The sequence below is a fragment of the Paraperibacillus marinus genome, from assembly GCF_046237605.1.
Lineage (GTDB): Bacteria > Bacillota > Bacilli > Bacillales > DSM-1321 > Paraperibacillus > Paraperibacillus marinus.
This window is the reverse complement of record NZ_CP143542.1, coordinates 1,287,700-1,309,429: the sequence shown is the minus strand read 5'-3', so window position 1 is coordinate 1,309,429 and position 21,730 is coordinate 1,287,700. Positions and strand designations below refer to the sequence as shown.

Genomic DNA, 21,730 nt, shown 5'->3' with positions numbered 1-21,730 from the left:
TATCCACTCCTTTCATATTTCGGTGTAAAATGGATATATGACTTATATATTTAATTACATCAGGGGTGAAACATGGAACTTGTAATCTTGAGCTTGCTGATTTTGTCAGCGGTCCTTTTTGTATTATCGTTTTTGAGAAAAGATGGAGTGAAGGTTCTGGAAAAGGAAGTGGAACAGCTGTCTCTTTCTTATATGCAGGATATGTATCAGCTGAATAAGAAAATATCAATTCTGGAAGAGGAATTGCTGCAAGATTCAATTGGCATGGGCGGCTTTCACAGTCCTGGAAACCACGAACCTGAGAAAAACAGCGTGAACGAAATCCTTAAGAACCAGGTGCTCGCCCTTTACAGGCAGGGGCTGTCGGTAGAGAGGATTTCTGCGCAGTCTACCCTGTCTCAGGAAGAAATTCTGGAAATTATCGAAGATGGACAGCACAGGGGGAACCGCTCATGACCAGAAAAGGCATACAGTCCCTGGCAGCTGTCTTCTTCCTTGCAGCAGCGCTGCTGTCCCTGTTCCATTTTGAACTGAAACCGGAGAAACCAAAAGCAGAAGTGACGTTCGCACAAGCAGAACAGGTCATTAAAAAAGCTGGCTTTACTATCTCAAAGAATCAGCCTGCAGGAGAAAGGGAGCCACAGCCTAAAAAGGCTGTACAGCCTGCCCGGCAAAAGGAAGAAAATGCTGTAAAAACATATATCCTTCATGTCAAAAGCGGAATGACTGCCCCGGAAATAGGGAAAGTTCTGCTTAAAGAAGGCATCATTAAGGATCCAAAGGAATTTGAACGGTACCTGGCCGAGCAGGGCCTTAACGGACAAATCCAATTAGGGGAGTTTGTCCTGACAAGCAATATGTCCATAAGCCAGATATGCCGAACCTTGACAAAATAAGGATCAAAAAAAGCTGACTATCGCTGTCAGCTTTTTTCTGTGGAAATAGGGCGGAGCTGCATGGATTAAAAGGCTTCATGCAGCAGGGGGCGCACATCATGCATCTTCCTGGCATTCCTGGTGTGTCTTGCTCCGCTCCACCGCCTTATTGTGTTTGTTCCTGCTCTTCTATATGTCCTTTCCGTGCATGGGTTGTGAGCAGAAAACTCATGTTGGTTTTTTGTTCTATTCATTCAGGTCATAATGACGCCCTTTTACCATGAAGAAAATATTTTCGGCAATATTCGTCGCATGGTCGGCTGTACGTTCCAGGTAGCGGGCAATAAATGTCAGCTGAGTGACCTGGGCCATGTTCTCGTTCGTTCTCTGGAGCAGACTTTTAATCGTTTCTCCATAAAGCTGGTCAACTCTGTCATCCATTTCACTGACTTCCTTGGCTTCAGCAAGGTTTTCAGTATCATAGGATTGAATGGCAAGGTCTATCATTTCAATAGTGATTCCGTGCATTTCCTTTAAGTGATCCAGGGGTTTAATGAATGGTTCCTTTCCGATGCGGATCGTTGACTTGGCGATATTAACCGCAAAGTCCGCCATTCTTTCAAGGTCGGCTGCAATTTTGATTGCTGCAATGATTGTCCTGAGGTCGCTCGCCACCGGCTGCTGCTTGGCAATCAGCAGGATGGCCGCATCGTTGATTTCTTCCTCAAGGATATTGATTTTTACATCATCATCAATAATCTCGAGTGCCGCTTCAATATCCTGGTTTTCTAAAGCTGTAAAAGCCTGTGTCAAGGCCTCTGAAGTTACTGTACCCAGTTGAATCAACCGGCCTTTTAGCTCTTTCAATTCGGATTCGAATTTTTCCCGTACAACCATTTGTCTCCCCACTCCCTGTCAGTCTTTTTAGCCGAATCTTCCTGTAATATAATCCTCAGTCCGTTTATCGGATGGATTAGAGAAAATCCTGTCTGTTTCGGCAAACTCGATTACTTCCCCATTCAGGAAGAAAGCAGTCTTATCAGATATGCGCCCAGCCTGCTGCATGTTATGAGTTACGATGATGATGCTGAACTTCTTCTTAAGCTCCTGTACCAGTTCTTCAATTTTCAACGTTGAAATTGGATCGAGGGCCGAAGTAGGCTCGTCCATCAAAATCACATCCGGCTCGATCGCAAGGCATCTTGCAATACAAAGACGCTGCTGCTGGCCGCCAGAAAGGCCATAGGCATTTTCATGAAGCCTGTCTTTTACTTCATCCCAGATGAATGCACCGCGGAGACTTTTCTCGACGATGGCATCCAGGCTCTTTTTGTCGCGGACGCCGTGTATTTTCGGACCATAGGCCACATTTTCATAAATGGATTTAGGAAAAGGGTTTGGCTTTTGGAAGACCATTCCCACTTTTGTTCTTAATTCTTCCACATAGTAGGATTTATCAAAGATATTGCGGTCACGGTACAGAATTTCTCCGGAAGTCTTGACGCTTGGCACAAGCTCGATCATCCGGTTCAGTGTTTTGATGTACGTGGACTTCCCGCAGCCGGATGGCCCGATAATTGCTGCAATTTCATTTTCATATAAGTCCAGATTTATATTTTTCAGGGCATGATTGTCACCATACCACAAGTTCAATTCTTTTGTTTGATAAACAGCGGACTTTTGGCTGTCTATCCCGGCCGTTCCTTCTCTGTTTCCTGCTGACTTCTTATCTATAACGATAGAGTTCATCTAAAATCCCTCCGAATTGGCCTATTTATTTTGAATGAGGCTGAGCTTAATCGTTTAGGCATGATAGCTCTCTCTTTCATCCCTGACTATTTAGATTGTAAAGCTTTTTCATTAACCCTGTTTTAACTGTTTGTAAATTCTTTGTAAATGCGGGCTGAAAGTCCCAGGGTCTCTGCAGTGTAATTCCCGGTGCTAAAAAGGCATAAAGTAACCCGGAAGCATAACAGCCGCCGGGTTCATCTCTTCTATTTATTCACTTGCCTCAGGCTTGTTTTCCCCGGCAGAGTTGTCCTTGTTCTTTTCCTTGCCCTTTGCGCGCTCTTCCTTCAATTTAAAGTAGGCTTCATATACCTGCTTTCCGATATCAAGATTCATATGATGCCCATCGGCCGATTGATATGCCCATGGAACCACCACTGCCATGGCCACTTCCGGATTGTTATATGGCGCATAGCTGACAAATGTCAGGTTCATGGTTTGTGGCGGCTCCTTGAATTCTTTTCTTCTTGGGCCGTCATAGAATGCCTCTGCTGTACCTGTCTTGCCTGCCGGTTTATATTCTGCTGTCAGAAACGCGGAAGCGGCGGTTCCCCGGGGATCCTGGGTAACCTGCCTGAATCCTTCCTGCACTCTGTCAATCCATTCCGGCTTCAAATCAAGCCGGTTCAAAACAGTCGGAGGCATCTCCTGTACTACAGGGCCCATCTTGCCGTTTGCATCAATAGGCTCCCTGATTTCCTTCACAACATGAGGCTTAAGACGCGATCCTCCATTGGCAATCGTGGATACGTACTGGGCCAGCTGAAGCGGTGTATACGTATCATATTGTCCGATTGATAAATCGAGGAGCAGCCCGGGAGAGGTTTCTTTTCCCCTGAACCCGTTCTGCTCATTCGGCAGATCAATCCCAGTCCGGACACCCAGCCCAAATTGGTTATAACTGTCACGCATCGTAGAAAATGCTTTCGGTTCCACATACAGGGATTGATTCGGCACATAATTCCCTTTGCCGATGGCGATTGCAGTCTTGAACATGTAGACGTTTGAAGATCGTTTCAGGGCAGTCAGGTCATCGATTACACCCATCGACTGCCATGATCCCTTGTCCTTGGTCCCTTTGATTTTCATCCGGGCGTCCAATATCGTCTGTCCAGGAGTCAGCGCCCCTGTCTTGTATCCGGTCAGCACCGTGGCTCCTTTGACAGCGGACCCCATGGCGTAGGATGTCGAGATATTGCCAAGGGCAAAGTCCTGCATCTTGTATTTCCCTGTTTTTTCATCCTTCTTATAATCCTTGCCTGCCATCGTTAGGATTTCTCCGGTATTAGGGTCCATCATCACAACAAAGGCCCGTTCGAGCAGCTGTGTGTCACTGTAATTATGCTTCTTGTCCTTCAATTCCTTTTCAAGGATTTTTTCGACTTCCATCTGAAGATCCATGTCAATCGTGAGGACCAGATCTTTGCCACGCTGTCCATCAGAGACATTCTGGGAGTTAATGACATTCCCGGCTTTGTCGGTTACGTTCTTAACCTTGGCCTTTTGGCCATGCAGTACATCTTCATATTCTTGTTCAATATAACTTTTGCCAACACGGTCATTCCGGCTGTAATCGCTCGCCAGGAAGTAATCAAGCTGGTCGCTTGGAAGGCCTTCTTCAGATGAGGTCACACTCCCAAGGATCGTCCGGAGCGGCGAGCCATAAGGATATTTGCGATCCCAGTCAGTCGTGGTCTCAACGCCCGGCAGCTTTTCCAGGTTCTCACTCACAACCGCGAATTCTTTATCTGTCACACCTTTATTCTTTACAATCTGAGGGGTCAGGGCGTATCCGCTGCTGAACTCGCGGTAGATGGCCAGAACCTCCATCTCATCTTTTGTGATGGTACTCAGTTCGGCTTCTGTGATTCTTTCAAGCTGTTTATTGTAGAGCTCTTTGTCTGTTATTTTCTTTTGGGCATATAAGGTATTTTCTGCTTTGGTGATTTTGGCTTTTGCTTCTTCCTCATGATTCATGATCCAGAAATCCTTTTTATCCCGTTCCGTGACTTTCTTAGGATCAACATAAATCAAGGCTGCCAGCTTCTTGGCTGTATCCATCATTTCTTCTGTTTTCGTGCCCGCCTGCCTTGTATATGTAATGGCATTCAATGGCTTATTGTCGACGATGGTCTCCCCATTCCGATCATACATTTTACCCCTTGGTACAGGATTATTTACTGTAACATCTTCCGTTCTTTCAATTTCCCGCTTATAGTCCTCGCCATAAACGATCTGGACGACTCCAAGGCGGAGAATCAGAACGGAAAACAAAATAAATACAACAAAGAAAAGTAAATTTAACCGAAGAGGAATATGGGTCTTTTTCTTGCTGCCTTTCTTCAATCAGGACACACTTCCTTCCATATCTATAACGTTCATCCCTTCATTTTATATAATAATCCATATTTTTTCTACAAATTTAGACATATAGAGGCACTAGAAAAGGAGGGGATTATTTCCATCACCCTCCTTCAGCCGTGACCAGGCTTTAATTTTCTCACAAAAAAGTAAATACATGTATGGCCCGCTCCCAAAATCAGCAGGAGATAAGGAATGCTTTCATTAACGCCGAATAGCGAGACAGACCCGATAAAAGCAAGCAGTGACACCATCCGCCCGCCATTTAGGAACAGCTCTTTTACTACAACATATTCGATTCTCATCTCAGCTGCCTTCCATCCGCTTCCTATAACATCGTAGGATGTAGAAATGAACGGCACCAGCAATAAGGGATAGCATACCGCGATCAAAGAGGCATAAAGCAGAAGTCTGGCATAGCTCAGGTCAAAGACGATCAGGAATATGGATATATAAAGCCCTATTCCCCCGATCAGGATGGATGTTTTCCTTTGCGGCCCTTTTATATAGCGGGATACAAAATAATAGGTTATGAATGAAATACCCGAATTGACCAGTCCATATGTGCCAAGTGCAAGCTCACTGCCCGTTGCCACGAAAACGAAGATGGAAATGATGAAAGCAAAGGTCCCTTCCCTCAGCCCCTGGAAGAAGTGGGCATTTGTAATGAGGCGCCAGTTGTAATTCTCCTTCCTTTCTTCAATGATGCGAAGGAAAAGATAACGCCCGTCCGCCGGCCGCCTCTTTAAATAAAAGCTTAAGACTACGGCAACCGTGAATAAGGCAAGCGATATGGCAAAAACAATCGTATATCCGATGAATGTTTCAAACCGGGAAATAATCAGCCCGGCAAGTATCGGTCCGACCATCCCTCCAGAAGAACTAAGGATGCCCATGAATCCATTGAAAAAATCTCTCGTATGAGGCTCTGTTATCTCAAAGGTAAGCACATTGAAGGCCAGCCAGTAAAAGCCATAACCAATCCCGAGCAATCCTCCCAGCACAAACAGGAAGGATGTCGCATGTTCGCCGATTATGAGGACAGCCAGATAGAACAGTGCCAGGAAGATGACTCCTATCCTGAGCACAATGGTGCGGTCCATCTTCTTAGCCCAGCGGCCTGCAAGGATGAATGTGAGAATCTGAAGAAACACCACTGAAAGATTATAGATGCCAAGGTCCATCAGCCTGCCGGACTGTTTCCACAAATACACATTGACAAACGTATGGGATAAAGCCCCGCTTAAAGAATAAAGCCCGCCGATCACAAGCAGCAGGTTTAAATCCTTCGGCAGGTCCTGATCGCCCACCCATTTTTTTATAAAACTCATATTTGAACTCCCCTTTGTGGTCACTTCTAGTTTGGGGAGAAACCGTTCAAATTATGTAAAAACAGGGGAAATCCATATGAAGCCGTTTAAATGCCCTGGAAGAATACCAAAAAGGCGGCGAATCCGGTTTAAAAATAAAATTGACTGAAAGTCTCTTTATGAATGTTCTTTTCATTTTTGACAGATGACAAAACCTCTCCTTTATAAAGATATCTACCTTCTTTTCGCCGGACAGTCAGGGTGAATTGTATACAAGCACCAAACAAAAAACGCCCAGAGCTTTTATTCTCTGGGCGGTGTGTTGAATGTATTCCCGATTCACCGAAGAACCGTGATCCCGGTTCCTCGGTAATCTATTGTCATATCACAGGGTATTACTTAGCTTGGCTGTAACGGCTGCTGACTTCATCCCAGTTTACAACATTCCAGAAAGTGTTGATGTACTCTGGACGGCGGTTTTGATATTTCAGGTAGTAAGCATGCTCCCAGACATCCAGTCCAAGTATTGGAGTTTTGCCTTCCATAAGCGGGTTGTCCTGGTTTGGTGTGCTTGTCACTTCAAGCTCTCCATTATTGACGGCAAGCCATGCCCAGCCAGATCCAAAGCGTGTTGTGGCTGCTTTAGCGAATTCTTCTTTGAAGTTTTCGAAGCTGCCGAATTTGCTGTTGATTGCTTCAGCCAGCTCGCCTGTTGGCTCGCCGCCCCCATTTGGAGACAGAATCTGCCAGAACAGAGAGTGGTTAGCGTGGCCGCCACCGTTGTTGCGTACAGCAGTACGGACGTTTTCTGGTACTGCATCAAGATTTGAGATTACTTCTTCAACGCTCTTTGAAGCAAGCTCGCTGCCTTCAAGTGCATTGTTCAGGTTTGTTACATAAGTATTATGGTGCTTCGTATGATGTATGTTCATTGTTTCCTTATCAATGCTTGGTTCTAATGCATCATAAGAGTAAGGTAATTGCGGTAATTCAAAAGCCATTTAAAATACCCCTTTCTATGTACCATGATTTTTAGTTCCTGCCCAAAGGTTCATATGAAGCAAGACTTTGATTTTAGATTAACAAAGTTCATGGGGCGTTTCAAATTTTTAGTATCCAGCATGCCTATCTTTTTTTTCCCTACAGCACTTTTATCAGGAAATAGATCACCATGGCGAGCTGGATGACCCCCTTGGCGGCAGCTCCTGACAAAAATCCGAACAGAGATCCGATTCCAATTTTAACCGCAGCGGCAGGATGTTTCCTGTGTACGAGAAGTTCGGCAAGGACTGCACCAAGGAAAGGCCCGATCAGGATGCCAAACACAGGGATGATGAACGGGCCGGCAATAAGGCCGATTGTGCTTCCCCATACACCAGCCCGGGAGCCGCCGAATTTTTTCACGCCGAATAAATTTGCCAGATAGTCTGCTGCAAACAGCAGGATCACGAGCAGCCCCTGTATGATCCAAAACGGGACAGTGAATGGCTCAAAGGAGAAAAACAGGCCATACAGCAGCATCCCTCCTGCAAGGAATAAAACCCCCGGAATGATTGGAAATACCAGGCCGGCAAATCCAATCGCAAACATAACTGATATAATGATCCAGTATAATACACTCAAAATTCAAACCTCCCTTACCTGATATCATACAGGAACACTGCTCCCCATTTCCAAAAGCTTGTTGTCTAACGATTGAATAGAGGCTAAAATAGAGGGATAACTGACGTTCTGAGGTGTTTTCAAGCATGAATATTTTTACACAATTCATTAAAAGTCTTTATTCCCCTAAGGACATTGCCAAATTCAGGTTCCAGGGGATCGGCAAGACCATTCTCTATCTATTTTTCCTATCTTTCCTATCAGTGCTTCCCTCCCTTATCCTGATGAACACAGAAATTGTACAGGGAATCAAGGCGGGCAGAGAAATATTAAAAACAGAGCTTCCTTCTTTCGAGATAAAGGATGGCACACTTAAAACTTCGAAGGATGAGCCTTACACCACAGAAAAAGGAAGCTTCACTTTCATAATGGATGATACCGGCTCTATCAAGACTGAGGACATAGAAGCAAAATCCGCGAGGACCATTGCCCTCCTTGAAAAAGAATTTGTATTTACCGGAGGAGGCAACTCACAGTCCTATCCCTATTCAATGGCTGGCGGTGTTACGATCGACAATGACTCTGCGGCAAGCACACTTCAGTCTGTCCAGAAGCTTTCCTTCATCCTTCTGCCTGTTTTGTCACTCGTTGTTTATTTATCATCAAGCGCCGTCTTGTTCTTTGAGGTAACACTGATTGCTGTGGCAGGGCTGCTTGCGGCCAGACTATTAAAAAGAAAGCTGCAGTACAGGCATTTGTTCAGGCTGACAGCTTACAGTATCACCCTTATCACCGTATTCTTTACCATTATGGATTCATTCATGGCCTATATGTATTACCGCTCCGCGCTGATTTGGGGCGTCACACTCGTCATATTATACTTATCAATCCGGGAAATTCCAGCACCGAAACAAAAGACGCGGGCATAAACGCGGCTTTTTTCTGTGGAAAAGGAGCGGAGCTTATGGATCACGAGGCTTCCTGAAGCCATGTGTGAACTCCATTTATCCTGCCTGCGCCTGACTCCGCTCCACCGCCCCATTGTGTTGGTTCCTGCTCTTGTCCAGGTTCCTTTCCATGCATGAGCTGCGAGAAGAAAACTCAGATTTGTTTTCAGTGGAAAAGCGGCGGAGCTGTATGTATCATGAAGCTTCCTGCAGCTAAGCGTGAACAACATTTATCTTTCTGGCATTCCTGGTATGCCTTACTCCGCTCCACCGCCTTATTGTGTTTGTTCCTGCTCTTTTCCAGGTCCCATTACGAGCATGGGTCCGGGTTGAAAACTCATGTTTATTTTCTATGATTTCTATCTATTTTATCTTCCAAACAGGAATATATGAAAAATGATGGAATATAGTTAATCAAAAGCATCTCCCCGGAGGTTCCCGCATGAAACGGATTATTTATTTACTGGTCCTATGCTTTATACTCTTCATCATCTATTATGATCTCACTTCCGGAACTCTCCAGAAACAGGCGTCCGCTACCCCGGCCGAGCAGGCTGAGCCTCCCGAAAAGGCTGAACGAACGGAACCCCGGATGGATTACGTGGAGGTACAGATAGAGCCGGGTGACACGATCCTTTCGTTAATAGAAGAGCAGGAAGGGAAAATAACAGAGCCGATAGAAAACATCATCAAGGATTTTCAAGCCTTGAATCAAGGTCTGAGCCCTGAAGATATCCAGATTGGCAGAACCTATAAGATTCCCTCTTATTGAATAATCAACAAATATGCGTATTCTTGTCAAAAACAGCGTAAAGTTGGTACAATAACATTGTGTACAGAAATAAAAGCAGGCTGTAAGCCGCTTTTTCCTGAAGGAGAGAATACACGTGAGTGAAATCATACATCGTACTAAAACCCGTCCCGTAAAGGTAGGAAACCTGACGATCGGCGGCAATAACCAGGTCATCATCCAGAGCATGACCACCACAAAGACACATGACGTAGAAGCGACTGTTGCCGAGATAAAGCGGCTGGAGGAAGCCGGCTGCCAGGTCGTCCGTGTAGCCTGTCCAGACGAAAGGGCTGCAGACGCGATTGCAGATATAAAGAAACAAATCAATATTCCGCTTGTAGTAGACATCCATTTCGATTACAAGCTGGCCCTGAAAGCAATCGAGGGCGGTGCTGATAAAATCAGGATCAATCCCGGCAATATCGGCCGCAGGGAGAAAGTCGAAGCAGTGGTCAAAGCTGCAAAAGCAAAGGGAATTCCGATCCGTATCGGCGTCAATGCCGGTTCCCTGGAACGTAAGATCATTGAGAAATACGGATATCCAACAGCTGACGGCATGGTTGAAAGTGCCCTCCATCATATCAAGATCCTGGAGGACCTTGATTTTCATGACATCATTGTTTCCATGAAGGCATCCGATGTCAATCTTGCCATAGAAGCCTATACGAAGGCAGCCAAGGCGTTCGATTACCCCCTTCACCTCGGCATCACCGAGTCAGGCACCCTGTTCGCTGGAACGGTAAAGAGTGCAGCCGGCCTTGGTGCCATTCTGAGCATGGGAATCGGCAATACACTCAGGGTATCACTGAGTGCCGATCCTGTTGAGGAAGTGAAGGTCGCAAGAGAACTCCTGAAGTCATTTGGACTGATTTCAAATGCTGCTACATTGATTTCCTGCCCGACATGCGGCCGTATCGAAATTGACTTGATCAGCATTGCCAACGAAGTGGAGGAATACATCCAGACCATCAAGGCTCCAATCAAGGTGGCAGTACTCGGCTGTGCAGTAAATGGTCCCGGTGAAGCACGCGAAGCAGATATCGGCATCGCAGGCGCCAGGGGGGAAGGTCTTCTGTTCAGAAAAGGGAAGACCGTCCGCAAAGTCCCTGAAGCAACCATGGTCGAAGAACTAAAAAAAGAGATCGATAAGATTGCTGAAGAATATTTCGCTAAACAAGCGATGGAAGTTTAATCAATTGGAAAAGAGGCTGACCAGGTCAGCCTCTTTTTCTATGCTTCGGCTAAAAGAAGGGGAGAATCAACACTCCGATGATTAACGAAAAGATTCCAATGCCAATAGCCCAAGCCCCAAGCTTTCGGGATGCTTCGCTCCTTCTTGCGATAAAACCAAGGACGATTGCGATGCCTCCGAATAATACCGGAACTGCAAACAGGGAAATGATGGCCAGAATCAAAGCAGCATATCCCATGCCTTTTCCCTCGCCAGCACGGTTCTGCTCTCCATCTTTCGCCACGCCTTTATCAAGTTCTCCAAGGCCTGGCGCGAGCTCTGCCGCGCTTTCTTCCCAGTATTGGTTATGCCGGGATCCGGACGAGTCATCCGTATTCATCTGGCTGTCACCGTGGTTCAGGATATTTCTGCCCTGTGCCGTGGTTTCAAGATGTTCATCTTCTGTTGTATTCTCCGATGTGAAGTCATTGTTTTGTTTGTTCTCTTCCAAACGGCATCCCCCACTTTCCTCCTATGAAGCATCTTTATTATTTGAGGCTTTAACACTTTTCATTAAGACAATACTTACGAAAAAAGGAAAAATATTCAGCCTGGTTTGATCCATGGCATGACCGGCCCGTATCCCATGCTGGATTTTTTATGCTAAACTAACATATATCCCATTGTTAAAGGAGACAATCATATGAACAGAAAACGACTAGGCATTGATATCGACGGAACCCTTACAAGGCCCGATGCCCTGCTTCCATACATAAATAAAAAATTCCAGCTTAATTTAACATTAAAGGATATTACCCAATATGAACTTCACCCTCTTGTGAATATTCCGAGGGAAATATTTTCTCAATGGTTTAAAGAGACAGAGCCCGAGATTTATGCCGGTTCACAGGCAGCCGAAGGGGCTAAAGACGCGCTCCGGGATTGGAAGGATGAACAGGACCTCTATATCATCAGCGCAAGGAGCAGCCATTTGATGGATGTTACGCAAACCTGGTTTTCACAGCAGGAAATCGATTTTCATCATATTGAGCTGATTGGATCCCATAACAAGGTTGCCACAGCAAAGAAGCATGGCATTGATATCTTCTTTGAGGATAAGCATGACAACGCAGTGGACATTTCTGAGGAGTGCGGCATTCCTGTCATCTTATTCAATACACCATACAATCAGGATCCGGTTCCAGAGAGTGTGGTCAGAGTAAACAACTGGACAGAGGCGAAAGCCTGGGTTGATGGCTGGCTTAAAATAGCGGATGTCAAATAATTTAATTTACTAAAAAAGGCTGGCCAGATGCATTAGCATCAAGCCAGCCTGCTTTTTATCTGAACGTTTAATTCAAACAGCCGGGACACTTACCGTAAATCTCGAATTTATGTCCCGAAATATCATAGCCTGCCAAATCTGTCTGAACCTGGTCCATTGGACATGAATCAAGTTCCTTGGTAATGCCGCATTCGAGACAGATGAAGTGGTGATGATGATGGCTGTGCCTGCAGGTAAACCGGAAGTGTTTTTCTCCTGAAAGCTCCGTCATTTCAAAAATCCCCAATTCAGCAAACATAGAAAGATTCCTATAGATTGTATCAAAGCTCAGACCGGGATAGTCTTTTTTCATATACTCAAGAACTTCCTTGGCTGTCAGATATCTGTCTTTTTCAGCAAATAGCTCCAGCATCTGTTCCCTCTTGTCTGTATGCTTATAACCATGCTCCTTTAAAATGTCCATAGCCTGTATTAAGTTCATAGTAACCTCCAATTAACTCATCCTAAGGCGGATTTTTCTATAAAGAATGGCTGCGGCGAGAATGATGATTGAAATCAAGACAATCGTACCGCCTGGTGCCCAGTCAAGATAATAGGACAGAAACAACCCTCCGACCACTGCCGTTTCCCCAAACAGAATCGATAAGAGAATGGTCTGCTTAAAGCCATTGGCAAGCCTGATGCTTGCTGCAACCGGAAGGGTCATTAGCGAGGAGACAAGGAGGATCCCCACAATCCGCATGGAGGCTGCGATTACGAGGGCAACCATGATGATGAAAATGAAATGCAGTGTCTTTGCCGGTATGCCCGAAGCCCTCGCATGTTCTTCATCAAAGGATAACAGGAATAACTCCTTATAAAGCAGTACCACAGTGAGGGCAACAAGAAGACCGATTGCCGCAATGATCCAGAGGTCGACCCTGCTGACCGCACTTACGCTCCCAAAAAGATAACTCAAAAGATCTGTATTAAAGCCATCCGCCATTGAAATGAAAATGGCGCTCAGCCCAATCCCTCCTGACAGGATAATCGGGATGGCAAGCTCCTGATAGTGCTTGTAAACGCCCCTTAAGCGTTCAATGAAGAGGGCCCCAATCACCGAGAAAGTCATGCCCATATATAGCGGGCTGATGCCTGCAAAAATCCCCAGCTTCTTTTCCACAAGGAGACTGAATGCTATGCCGGCGAGCGTAACATGGCTGAGTGCATCCGCAATGAGCGACATTCTCCTGACAACCACGAATACTCCCAGGAGCGGCGCAAGAGCGCCGATGATGATGCCGGTCAGGAAGGCATTCTGTAAAAATTCATATTGAAATAACCCCGAAATCATAGGATTTCCTCCAGCTGCAATTAATGTTGATGAGTAATGACTTGTACATCATGGCCATAAATGCCTGACAGTTCATGTTCCTCCAGGGAATGGTATTCCTTTGACTCCCCGTGGAAATGAAGGTTCTTATTCAGGCAGGCAACATGGGTCACCTTATCACTTATGACCCCAACATCATGCGTCACAAGCACCAGGGTAATATTAAGCTTTTTGTTCAAGTCTTCCAGCATTTCGTAAAATTGGTTTACGTTTTTGACATCGACCCCGACGGTAGGTTCATCCAGGATCAGGAGCTCTGGTTCACTCACCAGTGCCCTGGCAATAAAAACGCGCTGCTGCTGGCCGCCTGAGAGTTCGCCGATATTCCGGTCCTTGAACGGAAGCATGCCGACCGAATCAAGGACTTCTGCGGCTTTTTCACGATTCTTTTTATCCGCAAACCGGAACATGCCTATCTTCCTCGTCAAGCCGCTCAGCACAACCTCCCCCACCGTTGCAGGGAATCCTGTATTAAATGAGCTCGCCTTCTGGGATACAAATCCGACTCTGTCCCATTCCTTGAACGAGCGGATATCCTTGCCAAAAATCTTGATGCTCCCCTGCTGAGTTTTCAAGAGCCCCAATAGAAGCTTCAGCAAAGTGGATTTTCCAGACCCGTTCGGTCCTACGATCCCGAGAAATGAACCCTTGGGCACCTTGAATGAAACATCCTCCAGAACCATATCTTTTTCATATTTATAAAATAAATGATTCACTTCTATCACAGAATTTTTCATTACTTATCACCTATCATTTAAGAATGATTACGATTTAACTTAGGTATTATACCTCATAACTACTTGATTGTAAATGTTGCGAATGATTTTAAATCTGTTCACTGTTCCGAATATGAGTCATATCTTAAATGGAGGAGGGTGAAGCCGCCATGAAATTTTACGAAATGATGGTCAACCAGAAAATAAACAACATTAAGCCCGCGGAATTATTAAAAATAGGAAGGCAATATGGAGTCGTCTTATCAAACGAGCATGCCGAAAAAATTTCTGCCCTTTTATATGGCAAACAGATCAATATATTCGATCCACAGCAAAGGAAATCAGTCCTCGACCAAATCACCGTGATTGCAGGAAGAAAGACAGCCAGCCAAATCGAAAACCTGTTCACTCAGTTAACCTAAAAGCGAAAGAGCGGTGCCTTCCAAATAATGAACGATATAACTTGCCATGATAACTTAGCTGCAATCTAAAACCACCACAAGTTATGGAAGGCAGAGACCTGAACAGATAAGACGGGCCGGCCATGAGAAGCGCTTTTCCTTCTTATGGGCGGTTCAGTTTGAGTGGCAGCTTCCATTGAACACAAGATATTGCACCACCCTATACTCGCGCTGCGGCGGGAAACCACGCTGAGACCAAAATATATCAACCTTAATAAATAGGCAAAAAGCTGCAGGATTGCCTGCAGCTTAGTTTATGGCTGGCTTAATGCCAAGTCCAGGAGGTTTTCATTGAATTCTTTATTCCTGAACATTTCAATTTCCAGCTTATATGGAGCTTTTTTGTTCTTTTTGTCTTCTCCAATGAACGGAGTTTCAAGGATTTTAGGAACATCCATCAATTGTGGATGATGGACAATATAATTCAAGGCCTGAAATCCTATGCGGCCGAATCCGATATTTTCATGTCTGTCTTTCCTCATGCCGATTTCATTCTTGCTGTCGTTGATGTGAAGAACTTTGAGGCGTTCAATCCCGATAATCTTATCAAATTCTTCCAGTACACCGTCGAAGTCTTCGACGATATTATAACCAGCATCATGGGTGTGGCAGGTATCAAAACAGACGGATAGCTTATCGCTCAGGTTGACTCCATCCATAATCATGGCAAGCTCCTCAAAGTTCTTGCCGCACTCTGACCCTTTCCCTGCCATGGTTTCAAGGGCAATCTGCACCTTCTGCTCCGGCACCAGCACTTCATTCAGGCCTTCAATGATCTTCTTGATTCCCTCTTCTGTCCCGGCACCCACATGAGCCCCGGGGTGAAGGACAATCTGCCCTGCCCCAAGCGCCTCGGTCCGTTCAATTTCAGATCTCAGGAATCTCACGCCCAATTCAAAGGTGTCAGGATTTTGTGAGTTGCCGATGTTGATGATATAAGGGGCATGCACAACGATGTCGCTGATTCCGTTGAGCTCCATATGCCTGCGCCCTTCTTCAATGTTCAGATCTTCGATTTTTTTTCTTCTTGTATTCTGAGGAGCACCTGTATAGATCATAAAGGTATTGGCTCCATAGGAAACTGCTTCAGCACTTGCGGCAAGCAGCATATCCTTGCCGCTCATCGACACGTGTGACCCAATTTTCAACATACCCATCTCTCCCGGTTTTCTATTTCTTTTTCTTAAGGCGCCTCTGGCGCTTTTTGAAGTTTTCTATTTCATATTGCATCTTCTTTTTGTAGCCTGGTTTAACCTTGGACGGCTTCTGAATCAGGCGCTTCGCTGTGTCATTGATTTCATCCGGCTGCCGTTTGCGTTTTTTTCGCTTGTTCCGGTCCTCGGTCTCCGTCCACTCTCCATTTTGGAGATCGACATTTTTGAATTCAATGCCCAGCTTCTCCAGCCTGTTCAGGGCATCTTCATCAGATGGTTCGTAAATCGTAGCCGCTATGCCGGAAAACTCAGCACGGGCGGTCCTTCCTGTCCGGTGGATATAGAAGTCCAGATCACTCGGCAGCTCAAAATTAATCACATGGCTGATTCCTTTGATGTCAATTCCCCGGGCCGCCAAATCTGTAGCCACGATATATTGAAACTCAAGATCATTGATCTGTTTCATCATTTTCTTGCGCTCTCTCGGTGTCAGGTCTCCATGGATCCTGCCTACTTTCAGCCCTTTATTATTTAGAGCATAGGCAACTTCCTCGGCCTTTTTCTTCGTGTTGGTAAAGATGATGGCCAGATAAGGATTATAGGCAGTAAGCACATCATGCAGAAGGCTGTACTTATTCCGATGCCTGAGCGGAATAAGTACATGCTCAATTTTCCTCGCGGTTGCCTGTTCCGGTGACACCTGTACATACTTCGGATTTTCCATGTATTTCTTTAGGAAAGGCATGAGCTTTTCAGGAATGGTGGCGGAGAAGACCAGCATCTGCGTTTTCTCCGCCATCTTGGCAGCAAATTGATCTACATCCTCAATGAAGCCCATATCCAGCATCAAATCGGCTTCATCCACAACCAGCAGGCCGGCTGTATACATATTCAGGGCATTTTCGTTCACAAGGTCCTTGATCCGTCCTGGTGTTCCGATGATAAGCTGAGGCTGCCTTTTAAGCTTTTCAATGGTCCTCTGCTTGTCAGTTCCCCCGATGAACAGTTTGACCGAAAGCGGTGTCTCCTCAGGGAAGTGTTCCGCGATCTTCTGTGCCTCCAGGTAAATCTGGTTCGCAAGCTCCCTTGTTGGCGCTGAGATGACTGCCTGAACCTCTTCTTTACGTGGATCAAGCTTATCCATGATAGGCAGGAGGTAGGCATGTGTTTTCCCTGTACCTGTCTGGGACTGCCCAATCATGCTCCAGCCATTATTGATTGCCGGGATTACCCGCTCCTGAATTTCCGTCGGCTTATCAAAGCCCAGGTCTTTTACAGCGTCTATTATGTAGTTTTGAAAGCCAAATCTTTCAAAATTGTTTTTTTCCATCCTTAATCTCCTTAATAAATCAGCATTTTAAAGCCAAAGCCGATATTCTATACATCCTGTTATCATAATATACTTCCGCTTAAAAGCGCAACCCCTATAAGAATGCTTTTGTTCCCGTTCTCTGCAAAGAAAAATATTGTATTCATTTCATTTCCTTCCCTCATTATTCCTCAAACCTTTTCGCGCTACTTGCATAAATTAATAATGCAGAATTATTTTTACCCGAGCTCTGTTAAATCAGACTGTTGATTTTCGTTCCAGCCGCTTTGCTTCCCTCTGCAATCAACAGGTAAATCTATCAACAGAGCCATTTTTTAAAGAAAGGAGTGTCACTATGCCCCCCAGAAAGCCTTTTATGCCATTTGGAGGAATGCAGGGAAATCCCCCCTTCCGCCAAGGCCCCCCAAGAATGCCGAATCAGTTTCCCCCAGGTTACTTTGGAAACCCGCAAGGCGGATTCTCTCGTCCGCAGCCGCCGCAGCAGACTGGAAGCGGAGCTTCGGGCCTGCTGTCCAAGATTCTGGGAAAAGGCTCGTCCGGTTCTGCCAAAACCGTGCGTTCACCGTTTTCCCTCCCCGGAGGTGCAGCTGCCGGAACTGCAGCCAGTGCAGCGGCTGGTGGAGGAATCCTAAAAAGCCTCACTCAGCCTGGCGGTCTTTCCGGACTCCTTGATAATACCCAGCGGGTATTGAACACGGTCCAGCAGGTCGGCCCCGTGGTTCAGCAGTATGGACCCCTGGTCAAAAACCTCCCCGCTATGTGGAAGCTTTACCGCGGCCTGAAAGCAGCAGGCAGCACGGCTGAATCAGACAGCCAGGAAACTGGCAGCCAGGAAAGCCAGGCCGGTACAGACGCCGGAACTCAGGCAGCTCAGGCTCCTGCCCGGGAAGCCGGCCGGAACTCAGATCCCGAAGGGGCTTCCGGATACGCTGGTCCTAAAATATTCTTTTAATGAGGATGCGAAGGATGCGCATTCTTTTTTTCTGCCCTCCCTCCCCCCAGGGTCTTTGTAATTCCATGCACGCTCATATATAATAGAGCTGACTGGTTTATTTTCGCCGGTTCTTGTAAGGAGGATACTAACCTATGAATGTAATTAAAATATCACCGCGCGGATACTGTTACGGAGTTGTGGATGCAATGGTCATTGCCCGCAACGCAGCACTCGATAAGACCTTGCCGCGCCCCATATATATCCTGGGCATGATTGTCCATAATAAACATGTTACAGATGCCTTTGAAGAAGAAGGCATCATCACCCTGGACGGAAACAACCGGAAAGAAATCCTGGAAAAAGTCGACAAAGGGACTGTCATATTCACAGCGCATGGCGTATCCCCCGAGATCAGGCAGATAGCAGAAGAGCGGGGGCTTGTATCAATCGATGCGACCTGTCCCGATGTGACAGCCACTCACGACCTTATAAGGGAAAAGAAGGAGCAGGGCTATCAAGTCATTTATATCGGCAAGAAAGGCCATCCTGAGCCTGAAGGCGCTGTTGGTGTGGCTCCTGACATCGTCCACTTGATTGAAAAAGCCGCAGAGGTGGAAGATTTGGACATCCACTCAGACAAGCTGATTGTCACAAACCAGACAACCATGAGCCAGTGGGATGTGTCTGAGATCATGGAAGCTGTCAAAGCTAAATACCCCCACTGTGAGGTACACCGTGAAATCTGTATGGCCACACAGGTCCGCCAGGAGGCTGTGGCTGAACAAGCAGGAGCAGCCGACGTTTTAATCGTGGTCGGAGATCCGAAAAGCAATAACTCCAACCGGCTTGCACAAGTGTCTCAGGAGGTGGCGGGAACCAAAGCATACCGAGTCGCCGATGTTTCTGAGATAGAAATTGATTGGCTGCTTGGCGCCGAGACAGCCGGAGTCACCTCCGGGGCATCGACACCGACTCCCATCACCAAAGAAGTCGTCGCGTTCCTTGAGCAGTTTGATCCAAAAGATGAAGCGACCTGGCAGAGAGAACGCCGAGTTCCGCTCCATAAAATACTGCCAAAAGTAAAAAAAGCAGCAAAGGCCTAAGCCGATGCTGCTTTTTCTCTCTGGAAAAGGGGCGGAGCTGCATGTTTCATGAAGCTTCCTGCAACTAAATATGCACATCATTGATTTTTCTGGCATACTGTTGTACCTTGCTCCGCTCCACCGCCTTACTGTGTTTGTTCCTGCTCTTGTCTGATTCCTTTCCCTGCACGGGCTGCGGGTAGATAACTCAAGCTGGTTATTAAATGAAAATGAATGGATCTGTATGGACAGTGGAAGCGATGAATTTGGTTTCATAGCCCTTTGATCGGCTTACTTCTGTCATCACCTTTGCCGTTCCTTCCTTCATAACCTTCTCAATATTATGTCCCGGATCCAGGAGGTTCAGCCCCATCATGGCTGCGTCATGTGCTGTGTGGTAATAGATATCCCCCGTTACGAAGCAATCCGCTCCGCTGTATTTTGCGGCTTTAATATATTTATTCCCGTCCCCGCCGAGGACCGCGACTTTTTTGATGACTGCCTCCGGGTCACCGGCCAGTCTCACATGCTCTACATCAAACGCCTTTTTTACATAAAAGGCGAATTCTCTTAAGCTCATAGGATCCTTAAGGGTTCCAACCCTGCCAAGCCCGAGCATCTCCCCTTTGTTTTCCAAAGGATAGACATCGTAGGCCGCTTCTTCATATGGATGTGCAGCCAGCATTGCCTGGAGAATCTTTTTCTCCCGGTTTGCAGGAAATATGGTCTCAATCCGAACTTCAGCAACGCTTTCAAGCTCTCCAGGACGGCCGATATAAGGGTTTGTCCGTTCCCCAGGGAGAAAGCTGCCGGTGCCTTCTGTCATGAACATACAATGACTGTAATTCCCTATATGCCCTCCGCCTGCATCTCCAATTGCTTTCCGCACTTCTTCCGCATGACTTTCCGGACAAAATACCACAAGCTTATTAAGCTTCTCCTCATATGTCGGGGACAAAACTTTCGTGTTTTGAAGCTTTAATGCTTCGGCTAGAAGGTCATTCACTCCGCCTTTTGCCACATCGAGGTTTGTATGTGCGGCATAGACGGCAATATCATGTTTAATCAGTTTTTCATACAGAGCTCCGGGCGGGAGATCTGTCCGGAGATTTTTAAGGCTTCTGAAAATGGGAGGGTGATGGGCGATAATGAGCCCTGCGCCGGCTGAAATGGCTTCCTCCACAACTTGATCTGTCACATCCAGGGCAATAAGGACTATATCCAGACTCTTATTCAGCCTCCCAATCTGGAGACCGATCGGATCTCCATCCATCGCCAGATGTTTAGGGGAAAACTGTTCAAAAAGGGAAATGACTTCATGACCGTTCGCCTGTTTCATCAATTAACACAGCCTCCACAATTTTAATTTGTTCTGAGAGCTCAAGTCTTTTACCGGCATTGCCTTTCTTCGAAGACTGATCCAGCTGCTCGTGGATACGTTTCATATGGTGAAGCTCATGCTTCCACTTTTTCATGAATGCCTCATTTCTTTCGGTCATTAAATATGGTCCCAGCAGCATGGAAGCTTTTTCGTTAACCCGGTATGGCTTGTGGGCATCTCCACGTTCAGCCGAAAGAATTTCATAAATCTTTCCATCCTCTTCCAATATGGACTCGGCCATCAGCTCCCAGCCGTTTTGACGCAGCCAGTCCCGGACATTCGGAGCACCAATGTTCGGCTGCAGAATCAGGCGTGACACCCCCTCAAGCTTTTCCTTGCCATTTTCCAGGATGCTCGAGATCAAGGTACCTCCCATTCCTGCAATCGTGATGCACCCTGCCTCATTTGGCGAGAGCACCTCAAGTCCATCTCCTTTTCTTACGGTAATGACTTCTTCTAGTCCCGAAGCCCTTACCTGATTGACCGCGGATTGAAAAGGACCTTCACTCACTTCACCTGCTATCCCGGCCTTGATTAAATTCTTCTTGGCCGCATAGCAGGGCAGGTAGGCATGGTCAGAGCCAATATCCGCAAGCGTGCTCCCCGGAATGATATATTCAGCAACCTTTTCCAGGCGCTTTGATAATTTTTCAGCATTCATAAACGTCAACTCTCTTTAATAGAAATAAAATGACAGGAGACCTGCTCATGCCGCCTGCACTCTATTCAGTATAGAAAAAGTCCTTTACATATGCAAAGGACTCTGTCATTTTTATTAAATTATTTAATCTTTTCAAGCCATTTCGCCATTTTGTCAGCGTTTTCTGCTTTGACAAGACCTGCCGGCATGGCGCCTTTACCTTCTGTAATGATTTTCTTGATTTCATCTGTGGAATAGCGGCCGCCTACACCTTTAAGAGACGGTCCTGCCCCTCCCTCATACTGATTCCCATGACAGCCTGCACATGTCTGTTTGTAGAATTCCTCAGGATTGAAAGCCACGTTTTCGGATTTCTTGTCTCCGCCTTTTTTCTCTTCGGCCATTTCTTTACTGTTATCAAGCCCAATGAACGATAACATGAAGATAAGCCCGATACCCATGACCATGATAAGGATGAATGGAACAACAGGATTGCGATTCATAGTATTACCTCCCTATGTATGAAAA

General features: G+C 46.1%; 24 protein-coding genes. 9 read left to right on the top strand and 15 right to left on the bottom strand.

From position 1 onward, the window contains the following. Positions 1–72: 72 nt before the first annotated feature. Together V1498_RS06550 and V1498_RS06545 are read left to right on the top strand one after the other, a co-directional pair. Positions 73–456 carry a hypothetical protein gene (locus tag V1498_RS06550; protein ID WP_409297674.1) on the top strand — a complete coding sequence of 128 codons (384 nt, stop codon included), beginning with the start codon at positions 73–75 and terminating at the stop codon, positions 454–456. Further along, complete coding sequence (locus tag V1498_RS06545) at positions 453–896, top strand: hypothetical protein (RefSeq protein ID WP_409297672.1); 444 nt, start codon at positions 453–455, stop codon at positions 894–896. Before V1498_RS06550 ends, V1498_RS06545 begins: the two co-directional genes overlap by 4 nt. A gap of 225 nt (positions 897–1,121) precedes the next feature. Here V1498_RS06545 and phoU read toward each other — a convergent pair whose 3' ends face one another. The 6 genes from phoU to V1498_RS06515 all read right to left on the bottom strand — a co-directional run bounded on the left by phoU (position 1,122) and on the right by V1498_RS06515 (position 7,957). Further along, entirely contained in the window at positions 1,122–1,772 is a 651-nt protein-coding gene (gene phoU, locus V1498_RS06540) for a phosphate signaling complex protein PhoU (RefSeq protein WP_409297671.1), read from the bottom strand. A gap of 27 nt (positions 1,773–1,799) precedes the next feature. Then, positions 1,800–2,624: a phosphate ABC transporter ATP-binding protein PstB gene (gene pstB / locus V1498_RS06535; RefSeq protein WP_409297669.1), complete on the bottom strand. Its 825-nt coding sequence runs from the start codon at positions 2,622–2,624 to the stop codon at positions 1,800–1,802. A 249-nt stretch (positions 2,625–2,873) separates the two neighbouring features. Then, positions 2,874–5,009, bottom strand: coding sequence for a peptidoglycan D,D-transpeptidase FtsI family protein (locus V1498_RS06530; protein WP_409297668.1), 2,136 nt, complete (start codon positions 5,007–5,009; stop codon positions 2,874–2,876). 128 nt (positions 5,010–5,137) lie between these two features. Further along, positions 5,138–6,355 (bottom strand): MFS transporter, encoded by a 1,218-nt coding sequence (locus tag V1498_RS06525; RefSeq protein ID WP_409297667.1) that lies wholly within the window; start codon positions 6,353–6,355, stop codon positions 5,138–5,140. 374 nt (positions 6,356–6,729) lie between these two features. After that, on the bottom strand, positions 6,730–7,335 hold the full coding sequence (locus V1498_RS06520) for a superoxide dismutase (protein WP_409297666.1): 606 nt from the start codon (positions 7,333–7,335) through the stop codon (positions 6,730–6,732). A gap of 139 nt (positions 7,336–7,474) precedes the next feature. Continuing rightward, a complete protein-coding gene (locus V1498_RS06515; RefSeq protein WP_409297664.1) occupies positions 7,475–7,957 on the bottom strand; it encodes a DUF456 domain-containing protein in 483 nt (160 codons plus the stop codon). Between the two features lie 125 nt (positions 7,958–8,082). On the opposite strand from V1498_RS06515, the gene V1498_RS06510 reads away from it, so the two are divergent. From V1498_RS06510 to ispG, 3 genes are all read left to right on the top strand, one after another. Beyond that, entirely contained in the window at positions 8,083–8,865 is a 783-nt protein-coding gene (locus tag V1498_RS06510; protein WP_409297663.1) for a DUF1189 domain-containing protein, read from the top strand. A 460-nt stretch (positions 8,866–9,325) separates the two neighbouring features. Beyond that, on the top strand, positions 9,326–9,655 hold the full coding sequence (locus V1498_RS06505) for a hypothetical protein (RefSeq protein WP_409297661.1): 330 nt from the start codon (positions 9,326–9,328) through the stop codon (positions 9,653–9,655). Between the two features lie 124 nt (positions 9,656–9,779). After that, positions 9,780–10,868 (top strand): flavodoxin-dependent (E)-4-hydroxy-3-methylbut-2-enyl-diphosphate synthase, encoded by a 1,089-nt coding sequence (ispG, locus tag V1498_RS06500; protein WP_409293385.1) that lies wholly within the window; start codon positions 9,780–9,782, stop codon positions 10,866–10,868. 49 nt (positions 10,869–10,917) lie between these two features. Here ispG and V1498_RS06495 read toward each other — a convergent pair whose 3' ends face one another. Continuing rightward, the gene (locus tag V1498_RS06495; RefSeq protein WP_409297660.1) at positions 10,918–11,358 is read right to left on the bottom strand and encodes a hypothetical protein; all 441 of its coding nucleotides are present in this window, start codon (positions 11,356–11,358) and stop codon (positions 10,918–10,920) included. Positions 11,359–11,550: 192 nt separating this feature from the next. On the opposite strand from V1498_RS06495, the gene V1498_RS06490 reads away from it, so the two are divergent. Continuing rightward, positions 11,551–12,132 (top strand): 5' nucleotidase, NT5C type, encoded by a 582-nt coding sequence (locus V1498_RS06490; RefSeq protein ID WP_409297658.1) that lies wholly within the window; start codon positions 11,551–11,553, stop codon positions 12,130–12,132. A 67-nt stretch (positions 12,133–12,199) separates the two neighbouring features. Here the strand turns inward: V1498_RS06490 and V1498_RS06485 are convergent, their stop codons facing one another. From V1498_RS06485 to V1498_RS06475, 3 genes are read right to left on the bottom strand one after another with little or no spacing between them, the layout of a single operon-like run. Further along, positions 12,200–12,613: a Fur family transcriptional regulator gene (locus V1498_RS06485; protein ID WP_409297656.1), complete on the bottom strand. Its 414-nt coding sequence runs from the start codon at positions 12,611–12,613 to the stop codon at positions 12,200–12,202. A gap of 12 nt (positions 12,614–12,625) precedes the next feature. Further along, positions 12,626–13,465: a metal ABC transporter permease gene (locus tag V1498_RS06480; RefSeq protein WP_409297654.1), complete on the bottom strand. Its 840-nt coding sequence runs from the start codon at positions 13,463–13,465 to the stop codon at positions 12,626–12,628. Positions 13,466–13,485: 20 nt separating this feature from the next. Next, positions 13,486–14,241: a metal ABC transporter ATP-binding protein gene (locus V1498_RS06475; protein ID WP_409297653.1), complete on the bottom strand. Its 756-nt coding sequence runs from the start codon at positions 14,239–14,241 to the stop codon at positions 13,486–13,488. Between the two features lie 149 nt (positions 14,242–14,390). Between V1498_RS06475 and V1498_RS06470 the strand changes: the two genes are divergently transcribed. Continuing rightward, positions 14,391–14,642, top strand: a complete 252-nt coding sequence (locus V1498_RS06470) for a DUF2624 family protein (protein ID WP_409297651.1) — start codon at positions 14,391–14,393, stop codon at positions 14,640–14,642. 293 nt (positions 14,643–14,935) lie between these two features. Here the strand turns inward: V1498_RS06470 and V1498_RS06465 are convergent, their stop codons facing one another. After that, positions 14,936–15,832, bottom strand: a complete 897-nt coding sequence (locus V1498_RS06465) for a deoxyribonuclease IV (protein WP_409297649.1) — start codon at positions 15,830–15,832, stop codon at positions 14,936–14,938. Positions 15,833–15,851: 19 nt separating this feature from the next. Continuing rightward, a complete protein-coding gene (locus V1498_RS06460) occupies positions 15,852–17,165 on the bottom strand; it encodes a DEAD/DEAH box helicase (RefSeq protein WP_409297647.1) in 1,314 nt (437 codons plus the stop codon). Between the two features lie 409 nt (positions 17,166–17,574). Here V1498_RS06460 and vrrA point away from each other — a divergent pair, with 409 nt between their 5' ends. After that, positions 17,575–18,117 (top strand): VrrA/YqfQ family protein, encoded by a 543-nt coding sequence (vrrA, locus tag V1498_RS06455; protein ID WP_409297646.1) that lies wholly within the window; start codon positions 17,575–17,577, stop codon positions 18,115–18,117. 134 nt (positions 18,118–18,251) lie between these two features. Then, complete coding sequence (locus tag V1498_RS06450) at positions 18,252–19,202, top strand: 4-hydroxy-3-methylbut-2-enyl diphosphate reductase (protein WP_409297644.1); 951 nt, start codon at positions 18,252–18,254, stop codon at positions 19,200–19,202. Between the two features lie 199 nt (positions 19,203–19,401). Here the strand turns inward: V1498_RS06450 and V1498_RS06445 are convergent, their stop codons facing one another. The 3 genes from V1498_RS06445 to cccA form a co-directional block, all read right to left on the bottom strand. Next, the gene (locus tag V1498_RS06445; RefSeq protein WP_409297642.1) at positions 19,402–20,523 is read right to left on the bottom strand and encodes a Nif3-like dinuclear metal center hexameric protein; all 1,122 of its coding nucleotides are present in this window, start codon (positions 20,521–20,523) and stop codon (positions 19,402–19,404) included. Then, positions 20,498–21,223 (bottom strand): tRNA (adenine(22)-N(1))-methyltransferase, encoded by a 726-nt coding sequence (locus tag V1498_RS06440; protein ID WP_409297641.1) that lies wholly within the window; start codon positions 21,221–21,223, stop codon positions 20,498–20,500. The genes V1498_RS06445 and V1498_RS06440 overlap by 26 nt, the downstream gene beginning before the upstream one ends. Positions 21,224–21,342: 119 nt before the next feature. Next, positions 21,343–21,705 (bottom strand): cytochrome c550, encoded by a 363-nt coding sequence (gene cccA / locus V1498_RS06435; RefSeq protein ID WP_409297640.1) that lies wholly within the window; start codon positions 21,703–21,705, stop codon positions 21,343–21,345. Positions 21,706–21,730: the final 25 nt, after the last annotated feature.

What these genes read in the sequence shown, in the direction of transcription:
- pstB (WP_409297669.1), bottom strand. Translation starts at nt 2,624, where the DNA reads ATGAACTCTATCGTTATAGATAAGAAGTCAGCAGGAAACAGAGAAGGA.
- V1498_RS06465 (WP_409297649.1), bottom strand. Translation starts at nt 15,832, where the DNA reads ATGTTGAAAATTGGGTCACACGTGTCGATGAGCGGCAAGGATATGCTG.
- V1498_RS06470 (WP_409297651.1), top strand. Translation starts at nt 14,391, where the DNA reads ATGAAATTTTACGAAATGATGGTCAACCAGAAAATAAACAACATTAAG.
- cccA (WP_409297640.1), bottom strand. Translation starts at nt 21,705, where the DNA reads ATGAATCGCAATCCTGTTGTTCCATTCATCCTTATCATGGTCATGGGT.
- V1498_RS06520 (WP_409297666.1), bottom strand. Translation starts at nt 7,335, where the DNA reads ATGGCTTTTGAATTACCGCAATTACCTTACTCTTATGATGCATTAGAA.
- V1498_RS06550 (WP_409297674.1), top strand. Translation starts at nt 73, where the DNA reads ATGGAACTTGTAATCTTGAGCTTGCTGATTTTGTCAGCGGTCCTTTTT.
- V1498_RS06505 (WP_409297661.1), top strand. Translation starts at nt 9,326, where the DNA reads ATGAAACGGATTATTTATTTACTGGTCCTATGCTTTATACTCTTCATC.
- V1498_RS06490 (WP_409297658.1), top strand. Translation starts at nt 11,551, where the DNA reads ATGAACAGAAAACGACTAGGCATTGATATCGACGGAACCCTTACAAGG.
- V1498_RS06450 (WP_409297644.1), top strand. Translation starts at nt 18,252, where the DNA reads ATGAATGTAATTAAAATATCACCGCGCGGATACTGTTACGGAGTTGTG.
- V1498_RS06475 (WP_409297653.1), bottom strand. Translation starts at nt 14,241, where the DNA reads ATGAAAAATTCTGTGATAGAAGTGAATCATTTATTTTATAAATATGAA.
- V1498_RS06545 (WP_409297672.1), top strand. Translation starts at nt 453, where the DNA reads ATGACCAGAAAAGGCATACAGTCCCTGGCAGCTGTCTTCTTCCTTGCA.
- vrrA (WP_409297646.1), top strand. Translation starts at nt 17,575, where the DNA reads ATGCCGAATCAGTTTCCCCCAGGTTACTTTGGAAACCCGCAAGGCGGA.
- phoU (WP_409297671.1), bottom strand. Translation starts at nt 1,772, where the DNA reads ATGGTTGTACGGGAAAAATTCGAATCCGAATTGAAAGAGCTAAAAGGC.
- V1498_RS06485 (WP_409297656.1), bottom strand. Translation starts at nt 12,613, where the DNA reads ATGAACTTAATACAGGCTATGGACATTTTAAAGGAGCATGGTTATAAG.
- V1498_RS06480 (WP_409297654.1), bottom strand. Translation starts at nt 13,465, where the DNA reads ATGATTTCGGGGTTATTTCAATATGAATTTTTACAGAATGCCTTCCTG.
- V1498_RS06440 (WP_409297641.1), bottom strand. Translation starts at nt 21,223, where the DNA reads ATGAATGCTGAAAAATTATCAAAGCGCCTGGAAAAGGTTGCTGAATAT.
- V1498_RS06525 (WP_409297667.1), bottom strand. Translation starts at nt 6,355, where the DNA reads ATGAGTTTTATAAAAAAATGGGTGGGCGATCAGGACCTGCCGAAGGAT.
- V1498_RS06510 (WP_409297663.1), top strand. Translation starts at nt 8,083, where the DNA reads ATGAATATTTTTACACAATTCATTAAAAGTCTTTATTCCCCTAAGGAC.
- V1498_RS06460 (WP_409297647.1), bottom strand. Translation starts at nt 17,165, where the DNA reads ATGGAAAAAAACAATTTTGAAAGATTTGGCTTTCAAAACTACATAATA.